The sequence below is a fragment of the Microcystis sp. M31BS1 genome, from assembly GCF_020245285.1.
Taxonomy (GTDB): domain Bacteria; phylum Cyanobacteriota; class Cyanobacteriia; order Cyanobacteriales; family Microcystaceae; genus Microcystis; species Microcystis panniformis.
Map to the genome: position 1 here is coordinate 1 of NZ_JADBVE010000142.1, position 8,121 is coordinate 8,121.

Below are 8,121 nucleotides of genomic sequence, written 5' to 3' on the forward strand. Positions count from 1 at the left end.
AATCCGACAGAAGGACTGCTATCCATCTCGGAATGGTTGGCAAAATCCTCCAGTGTTTTTACCAAGAGTTGTCAAACAATCCGAAACTGGTTTGGAGAAATAATTAGTTATTTCGAGCAAAGGACAACGAATGGGGTGGTCGAGGGAATCAACAATAAACTTAAACTAATAAAACGGCGAGGCTATGGCTTGAGAAACTTTCGGAATTTTTGGGTTAGAAGTATGTTGTCTTGGCATCTTGTCTGTTGATTTAGCATAAAGAGTAACGAAGAGCCATAGTTTTTTCATTATCTCACGCTTTGGTTGAGGAATTTTTGAGTATTTATACTTAGTTACTCTTTGCCCTTGTTTGTAACTTTTTATGTTACAAACTGAAGTGCGGAATGTAGGTTTTATCATCTGTGGACGACCAAACAATCCTATCAAGATCTGGGAGCAGATGATTACGAACAACAGTAAGTAGTCATGCAAAATTAATTACCTGCCCGATCGAGCTAAAACCCTTACGGGGCAATGATCGTCATGTGTAAATAATTTTGCCTAGGTACTTATCGTCAACGGGTCATCAACAATCTCTCGAAAAAGGCGCAATCCCTTGGCTTTCAACTGGTTGAGGCTTCCTCAGCCTGAGTTAAGTTTCTGGAGAGTTATCAGATGTGAGTTTTCAGTTGACTGATTACTGACTACTGTTCACTGTTCACTGAAAATATTTCCCAATTCCCCTAATCCCTATCCCTCATTCCCTAAGTTACAATCAAAAAACCAACCGCAGCAGCAAGACAAGAAAGCGCAATGATTCCTACCGTTATTGAAACCACAGGCCGGGGCGAACGCGCCTTCGATATCTACTCCCGACTACTCCGGGAAAGAATCGTCTTTTTGGGACAAGAAGTAACCAGCGACCTGGCTAACCTAATTGTCGCCCAATTACTCTTTCTAGAAGCAGAAGACCCCGAAAAAGATATTTACTTGTATATCAACTCCCCTGGGGGTTCCGTTTCGGCTGGATTAGGGATTTTTGACACCATGAATCAAATCCGTCCCGATGTCAGCACCATTTGTATTGGTTTAGCCGCCAGTATGGGGGCTTTTCTCCTCAGTGCCGGCAAACCGGGCAAAAGAATGAGCCTACCCAACTCGCGGATCATGATTCACCAACCCCTCGGCGGCGCCCAAGGTCAGGCCACCGATATCGAAATTCAGGCCAAAGAAATTCTCTATCTCAAACAATTACTCAATCAACACCTAGCTAGTCATACCGGTAAACCTCTCGACCTCATCGCCGAGGATACGGAAAGGGATTTCTTTATGTCCGCCGAAGAGGCTCTAGACTATGGTTTAATCGATCAAGTGATCGATCGCAGTCCTTCCGCTTCCAACCCTCCCCAGTAATAATCATGATCGGGTAGGCCCTGTCTACCCAAATTTTTGTAAATATTTAGTAAGCAGAAATTAATCATCGATCATCGTTATTAATCTTAAGTAACAGTGAAAAGTTCTAGCGGATTGGGTTAAGATCGAGACGTAACCCGAAAAAAATTGCAACAGGAATCGGTAGAAACACCCGGTGGGTTATTAACGGAAATTTTTTTACTGGCAATCCCTATGAACTATCATCCGCCCTCACAGCCCCTGCCCGCCCCCTGTATTATTGATTCTGGCGTGGTCATCGCTAAAGAAGATATGCGTCGTCTCCTCGATGATATCGGACGAGTTCGCTACATCCATAGTCTCGATGGGGTGATTCAGAGTGAAGGGGAGGGATGGATAGTGGAAGTTTTCGCCGATTATCAGCAAAGCACCCTAGTCGCTAACTACAGTCTTTATCTGAATACCTATAGCTTCGATTATCTGCGTTTAACCCGCTCTCCCGACGGTGAAACCTATTTTGATCTGGTCCAAGACAATCGGCAATTACGGCTGATTCCCCTGAGTAATCCACTGCAAGACCCCGATATGAAAGCCCGTCTCAATGCTGATACCCTCGAAGCCATGGTTACTCAGGTACTCTCCGCTAAGTGGGATGTGCAGTTTGAAGACGAAGACGACAACGATTGCCCCTTTTAGGCAGTGAGCAGAAATACTGGTTACTAATAACAAGGGCCGAATCTAAAACCTAATTGGTTAAGCTAAAAGCTTTGATGTGCTTAGTTTCTAACCTTCTTTTTAGGTAGGAGAATTGCCAGATTCTGTCTTTTACCTCTTGCCTTCAGAAGCTGATAACTGATAACTGATAACTGATAACTGATAACTGATAACTGATAACTGATAACTGATAACTGAAACAGTGGGATTTTCCTTTGAATTAATCGGCCAGTGTCCCCAAACTGGTGCGCGGGTTGGGGTTTGGCATACTCCCCACGGACCGGTAGAAACACCCCGTTTTATGCCCGTGGGAACTTTGGCCACGGTGAAAGGTTTGACCCCCGCTCAAATCGCCAGCACGGGAGCGCAAATGATTCTCGCTAATACCTATCACCTGCATCTGCAGCCGGGAGAAAGTATCATCGAGAAAGCGGGAGGTTTACACGAGTTTATGGCGTGGAACCAGCCAATATTAACAGATTCGGGTGGATTTCAGGTATTTAGCCTTAGTCAACTCCGGCAAATTAAAGAGTCGGGAGTCACCTTTCGATCGCCTCGGGACGGTAGAATAATCGAAATTACGCCGGAAAAATCGATTCAGATTCAAAATGCCCTCGGTGCTGATGTGATTATGGCCTTCGATGAATGTCCCCCCACGGGAGTCAGTCATGAGACCATGAAAGCATCCATAGAACGCACCTATCGCTGGTTAGAGCGCTGTCTGACGGCCCATCAACGACCTCAAGAACAGGCTTTATTCGCCATAGTACAAGGGGGAATTTATGAGGATTTACGGGCAGCGGCGGCGGAATCTTTAGTAAAACTCGATTTGCCTGGTTATGCTATCGGGGGCGTGAGTGTGGGGGAAGAAACGAGCCTAATTCATCGCATTGTCCAGATAACTGCCCCCTTACTCCCCGAAAATAAACCCCGTTACCTGATGGGAGTGGGAACCTATCGAGAAATGGCCAAGGCGATCGCTAGTGGCATAGATCTGTTTGATTGCGTCATTCCCACCCGTTTTGGTCGCCATGGCACGGCTTTGGTGCGGGGAGAGCGTTGGAACCTCAAAAATGCCCGTTTTAAGGAAGATTTCGCCCCTTTAGACGAGACTTGTCCCTGTTACACCTGTCAACACTTTAGCCGTGCCTATCTGAATCATTTAATTAAATCGGGGGAGATGTTGGGTTATATTCTCTTATCTCTGCACAATATCGCCGAATTAATCAGATTTACCCGTGAAATTCGTCAATCTATCCTAGGGGGGACTTTTGCCCAAGATTTTGCCCCTTGGCTTGAGGATGCCGTAGATGTTACCCCAACGTGATAAAATTTCAGGAAACGTTTGAAAATTTTCTTGTCAAGGTAGATAGAGAGATGGAAACTGCACTTTTGTTCGCCAAATTGCCAGAAGCATACCAAATTTTCGACCCCCTAGTCGATGTCTTGCCCCTGATTCCCCTATTTTTCCTCTTGCTGGCCTTTGTTTGGCAAGCATCCGTCGGTTTTAAATAAATCGACCCTTAATTATCAGTTATCAGTGAGCAGTTATCAGTTATCAGTGAGCAGTTATCAGTTATCAGTGAGCAGTTATCAGCTTCTGAAAGCAAGAGGCAAGAGGCAAGAGGCAAAAGACAGAATCTGACAATTCTCCTACCTAAAAAGAAGGTTAGAAACTAAGCACATCAAAGCTTTTAGCTTAACCAATTAGGTCTGAGATTCGGCCTTTGTTATCAGATTTGAGTTTTAAGTGAGTGGTATTAAGTGAGGAGTACGAAATGACATTAACACTGCTGTCTTTTCACTGTTTACTGATTACTGTTTACTGATTACTGAAAAAGCTTCCCAGATTAAAACAAAGTCCCGGTTAAATCAGCACCAGTTAAGTCCACATCTTCTAAAATTGCCCCGCGCAAATCAGCATAACTGAGATCCGCACCCCGGAAACTGGCCCCGGTGAGATCGGTGATAAATCCGTCTCTTTCGGGACTAGCACGAAAATTAACCCGGCAAAGTCGGCAATTAGCCAAATTAGCTCGATATAACAGGGAGCCGCTCAGATTAGCATAGTTGAGATCGGCTCCGCAAAAGTTAGTTTTGCCTAAGTCCGTGCGTTGGTCGGAAGTGGAGCGAAAATCGGCATCGATTAATAGGGCCTGCTGGAGATTAGCACTGTTGAGATTAACACCGTTTAAGACGGCTTTGGTTAAATAAGTGGCTTCTAAATTGGCTTCGATCAGATTAGCCCCGCTTAAGTCCGCATCTCGTAAACAAGCTCGATAAAAGTCCACTTGACTTAAATCTGCTCCCCAGAGAATCGCCTCACTTAAATCCGCTTCTCTCAGCATCGATCGCGCGAGGCGTATTTTTCCTAACCGGGCCTGTCGCAAATCTGCACGGCAAAAATTGACTCCTGGGAGGGAAATATTAGTTAAGTCGCCTTCCCGCAAATTAATCCCCCCAAAATCTCTTTCTCCCTCCCGATAACGTTGACAAAGTTCTTCTACGAGCATGGAAATTTTTCCTTATCATAATTGAGGCAAAATGTCAAGGATTTGGTGATTTTTATTTAGGGAGATGGAAAGCTGGCAGACTCTCGAATTCTCTGGCCCGTTGACGCATTTGCTGACTAATGCGATCGCAAACCACCTGACAGAGATCATAGATCACAGGGTCGGTAATTTGATAGTAAACGCTGACTCCTTGGGGTTGTCGCGAGATAATTCCCGCTTGGGTTAAAGCTTTCAGGTGTTTGGAGAGATTAGCCTGACCTAGTCCGGTCGCTTCAGCGATTTCTTTACCATTCATCGCGCCTAATTGCAAGCAACTGAGAATCTGTAGGCGACTGACTTCCGACAGGACTTTGAAATAGTCCGCCACCGAAGCGAGGACGAGGCTAGAGGTTTGGGGGGAGAAACTGTCTAACATGGGTAGGTAATAAAGTGACCAGTTAAAAAGGCTGACAATAGGTGATCGTTTAAAACTTTATAACTATTGACTACTATAGTTTAACTGGAAAGGTAACTAGAGTCTAGTCGGCAAACTCGATCGAGATTGGGTTATTCAGGAATCTACTGCTGCAAGAGTGCCGTCTAACTCCACCAACAGACTTTTTATCGCAAACCCTAACTATCACCGAGCATGGTAGTGATTAAGTTCCGGACAGTAGTGCTAGGATGGTTCTCTAAATTGCTTGGTAAAGCCCATTCTGAGTCAAGATAGGACATCTTCAGTAAATCTCTCACTTGTTTTGATTTAGCTTGTCCTGTACTTTGGGCAACCCCAAAAGCCTGATAAAGTTCTGTGGCCGAAATGTGGGGATTTTGAGTAGGATCGAAGAGAAAATTGACCATTCCTAGGGCGTGAGTAATGCCGGCAGCCCAGGAATTAGCCTTACCTTTTTCTAGGGGAGAGGGACGCTTACGAGCTAAAGTTGCGGTTAATTGGCGAATAAGTTGGGCGTATTCTTCATTAAGATATTGAGCGGCAAATTTATCGGTAATAGCGGTAATTTCTTGATATTTGGCCTGCATTGCCTTGGGAACATTTTCCGATTTAGGAACAGCTGGGGGCGTTTTTTTCGATGTTGCTGCCGCTTGCTGTTTGGCGCGTTGTTCAGCATTATATGTTTCTTGAAAAGCTGTTAAACCCTCCTGACTGGTGATATCAAAACCCTGCTGATGCGCTTGTAACAGGAGATTTTTCATAAAACCGCCACTGCTGGGATTGTTCATCAGTTGACCAAAGCGATCTCCTAATTGCTCTAAATATTTAATAATAGCCTTAGCCTGAGTTAATTTATATTCTCGTCCCAAAAATTGCCAAAAACTAATTAATTCAGGGATAGCATCTTCGGTTTCCGTCGGATCGAGGACAGTAATTTTGCGTGGTAAAATCTTCTCCATTAAGATCTGCACATCTGCCTTAGTCATGGTAGCCAGGGTATAACCTTCATAGAGATAGCCCAACTCGACAAAGGTAGCAATCCAACCACAACCTTCTTGTTTTTCTTGATAATAGGCTTCTCCCTCTGGCGAATTGATATATTCTTCGATCGCTCCAGTAATATAATCTTCTAATAAGGGTTCGGCTTCATCGTAGTCTAAATTATCTAATTGTCGGATATTAAAAGTCATAACTGTAGGTTTTCCTCCCAGGCTTTCCCTTAATTTTAGGAGATTAGCTGACCGACAGCCAAACTGACGCTAAAATAGTCTTTGCTGTCTGGGGTTGTTGCTTGCTCCTGACGGTGGTTGTAACCGGTAACTGAACATGACTTCGATTCGTCAACTGCATCAACAACTCGTCAATAAAGAAAAAACAGCCGTCGAAATCGCCACAGAATTTCTCGCTCGTATTCAAGTGATCGAACCACAAGTAAAAAGCTTTCTCCATTTAACCCCGGATTTAGCCCTCGCACAAGCCCAAAAAGTGGACGAGAAAATCGCCAGAGGTGAATCTCTGCATCCCTTGGCAGGTATTCCCATCGCATTAAAAGATAATCTCTGCACCAAGGGTATCCCCACCACCTGCGCTTCTCGGATTTTAGAGAATTTTGTCCCCCCCTACGAGTCCACCGTTACCCAAAAATTACGGGATTTAGGGGCAGTTATCGTCGGTAAAACCAATTTAGACGAGTTTGCCATGGGGAGTTCCACAGAAAACTCCGGTTATCAAGTTACTGCTAATCCTTGGGACTTATCCCGGGTGCCGGGAGGCTCTTCGGGGGGTTCGGCTGCGGCTGTGGCCGCTCAAGAATGCGTGGTCGCCCTAGGCTCGGATACCGGTGGCTCAATTCGTCAACCGGCTTCGTTTTGTGGCGTTGTTGGGCTAAAACCGACCTATGGCTTGGTTTCTCGCTTTGGTTTGGTGGCTTACGCTTCTTCTCTCGATCAGATTGGTCCCTTTGGTCGTACCGTAGAAGATGCGGCGATTTTATTACAAGCGATCGCAGGTTACGATCCCCAAGATTCTACCAGTCTCAATCTGCCGATTCCCGACTATAGCCAATTCCTGAAAACCAGTTTAAAAGGGCTAAAAATTGGCGTAATTAAGGAAACTTTCGGGGAAGGTTTGGATCAGGTGGTTGCCGAGGCAGTTAATCAAGCTTTAGAGCAGTTAAAGGCCCTCGGTGCCACAATTAAAGAGATTTCCTGTCCCCGTTTCCGTTACGGATTGCCCACCTACTACATTATCGCCCCCTCGGAAGCATCGGCGAATTTAGCCCGTTACGATGGGGTTAAATACGGTATTCGGGAAGATGCCGATAGTTTGATTGATATGTACACTAAGACTCGCGCTCAGGGTTTTGGTGCGGAAGTCAAGCGCCGGATTATGTTGGGAACCTACACCCTCTCGGCGGGTTATTATGATGCTTATTACCTCAAAGCACAAAAGGTGAGGACTTTGATCAAAGAGGATTTCGATCGAGCTTTTCAATCGGTAGATGTGTTAGTTTCTCCCACTTCACCGACCACAGCTTTTAAAGCCGGGGAAAAAACGGCGGATCCTCTGAGTATGTATTTATCGGATTTAATGACTATTCCCGTCAATTTAGCCGGTTTACCTGGGTTAAGTCTTCCCTGCGGTTTTGATGGGCAAGGTTTGCCAATTGGTTTACAATTAGTCGGTAATGTGCTGCGTGAAGATCAATTATTTCACGTCGCCCACGCCTACGAACAGGCCACCGATTGGCACAAACGTCAACCATCTTTTACAAATTGATACAATTGCTGGTGGCTATCTTTTGCTGGTAGCCATCAAGTAAAAATCAGCAACCCTGAAAATCTCTCAAGCTTTCTTTTAATTGGGGACAAGTTACCGAAAAAGCTTTTACTTTGTCATCCCAATTGCTCAAAAACAGGAGCTTCCAGAAGAACACAATAAAAAACTGCTGCTAAACTAGAGGCCTCTTTTTGAGTTTAATTGCGTGAAAACTGACAGTATTTTCTATCAACTCTTACAAAGATTTCCCGCTTGTTTCTTTGATTTGTTGAACCTTCCCCCCGAAATCGCCAATTCTTATCAATTCTCCTC

General features: G+C 44.9%; 11 protein-coding genes. 8 read left to right on the forward strand and 3 right to left on the reverse strand.

The features are described 5' to 3' along the window. The 6 genes from IM509_RS08065 to IM509_RS08090 form a co-directional block, all read left to right on the forward strand. On the forward strand, positions 1-249 hold a 249-nt coding region (locus IM509_RS08065; protein WP_287716776.1), incomplete at its 5' end, for a transposase. A gap of 504 nt (positions 250-753) precedes the next feature. After that, positions 754-1,392 carry an ATP-dependent Clp endopeptidase proteolytic subunit ClpP gene (clpP, locus tag IM509_RS08070; RefSeq protein WP_223210338.1) on the forward strand — a complete coding sequence of 213 codons (639 nt, stop codon included), beginning with the start codon at positions 754-756 and terminating at the stop codon, positions 1,390-1,392. Between the two features lie 213 nt (positions 1,393-1,605). Next, positions 1,606-2,067, forward strand: coding sequence for a hypothetical protein (locus IM509_RS08075; RefSeq protein ID WP_052278566.1), 462 nt, complete (start codon positions 1,606-1,608; stop codon positions 2,065-2,067). A 220-nt stretch (positions 2,068-2,287) separates the two neighbouring features. Next, complete coding sequence (tgt, locus tag IM509_RS08080) at positions 2,288-3,412, forward strand: tRNA guanosine(34) transglycosylase Tgt (protein ID WP_052278058.1); 1,125 nt, start codon at positions 2,288-2,290, stop codon at positions 3,410-3,412. Between the two features lie 50 nt (positions 3,413-3,462). After that, the gene (locus tag IM509_RS08085; protein ID WP_002739211.1) at positions 3,463-3,600 is read left to right on the forward strand and encodes a photosystem II reaction center protein K; all 138 of its coding nucleotides are present in this window, start codon (positions 3,463-3,465) and stop codon (positions 3,598-3,600) included. Further along, positions 3,569-3,730 (forward strand): hypothetical protein, encoded by a 162-nt coding sequence (locus IM509_RS08090; protein WP_158499383.1) that lies wholly within the window; start codon positions 3,569-3,571, stop codon positions 3,728-3,730. Before IM509_RS08085 ends, IM509_RS08090 begins: the two co-directional genes overlap by 32 nt. A gap of 205 nt (positions 3,731-3,935) precedes the next feature. On the opposite strand, the gene hetL is transcribed toward IM509_RS08090, so the two are convergent. From hetL to IM509_RS08105, 3 genes are all read right to left on the reverse strand, one after another. Then, positions 3,936-4,598 carry a heterocyst differentiation pentapeptide repeat protein HetL gene (gene hetL, locus IM509_RS08095; protein WP_052278059.1) on the reverse strand — a complete coding sequence of 221 codons (663 nt, stop codon included), beginning with the start codon at positions 4,596-4,598 and terminating at the stop codon, positions 3,936-3,938. A gap of 52 nt (positions 4,599-4,650) precedes the next feature. Continuing rightward, a complete protein-coding gene (locus IM509_RS08100) occupies positions 4,651-5,013 on the reverse strand; it encodes an ArsR/SmtB family transcription factor (RefSeq protein ID WP_002784230.1) in 363 nt (120 codons plus the stop codon). Positions 5,014-5,210: 197 nt separating this feature from the next. Continuing rightward, a complete protein-coding gene (locus IM509_RS08105) occupies positions 5,211-6,221 on the reverse strand; it encodes a DUF6398 domain-containing protein (RefSeq protein ID WP_052278060.1) in 1,011 nt (336 codons plus the stop codon). Positions 6,222-6,357: 136 nt separating this feature from the next. Here IM509_RS08105 and gatA point away from each other — a divergent pair, with 136 nt between their 5' ends. Next, complete coding sequence (gene gatA, locus IM509_RS08110) at positions 6,358-7,809, forward strand: Asp-tRNA(Asn)/Glu-tRNA(Gln) amidotransferase subunit GatA (RefSeq protein WP_072927305.1); 1,452 nt, start codon at positions 6,358-6,360, stop codon at positions 7,807-7,809. Positions 7,810-8,014: 205 nt separating this feature from the next. Continuing rightward, the coding region (locus tag IM509_RS08115) for a DUF2887 domain-containing protein (RefSeq protein WP_272079378.1) at positions 8,015-8,121 on the forward strand (107 nt) is incomplete at its 3' end.